The sequence below is a fragment of the Methylobacterium sp. D48H genome, assembly GCF_053345715.1.
This window is the reverse complement of record NZ_JBKFAP010000105.1, coordinates 1-344: the sequence shown is the minus strand read 5'-3', so window position 1 is coordinate 344 and position 344 is coordinate 1. Positions and strand designations below refer to the sequence as shown.

The window sequence follows — 344 nt, the reverse complement described above, 5'->3', positions numbered from 1 at the left end:
CCCAAAGGGTCAAGCCGCAGGCAGAGCCTCCCGTCCATGGTGGGCCTGGGACGACTCGAACGTCCGACCTCACCCTTATCAGGGGTGCGCTCTAACCACCTGAGCTACAGGCCCAGTACGATCGAGCTGTCGCGGGACCAGACCGCAGGCAGACCCGCAGTCGGACCGCTCCGGCGATCGCGCTATCTGGTGAGGAAGAGAAACGAGGGCGGCATTCGTCCCGCCAATGGGCTCTGACTGAGCCCTGATATCCTAATGACGCCGTCCGAGGAGCGGACCGGGAACCGGTCATCCTGCTGTCAGCATCCTTAGAAAGGAGGTGATCCAGCCGCAGGTTCCCCTAC

The 344-nt window shown here is 63.4% G+C and carries 1 tRNA gene; it reads right to left on the bottom strand.

Features of this window, described 5'->3' with window-relative positions:
- Window positions 1-37: 37 nt before the first annotated feature.
- Window positions 38-114 (bottom strand) — tRNA-Ile (locus ACLBX8_RS31680).
- Window positions 115-344 lie beyond the last annotated feature (230 nt).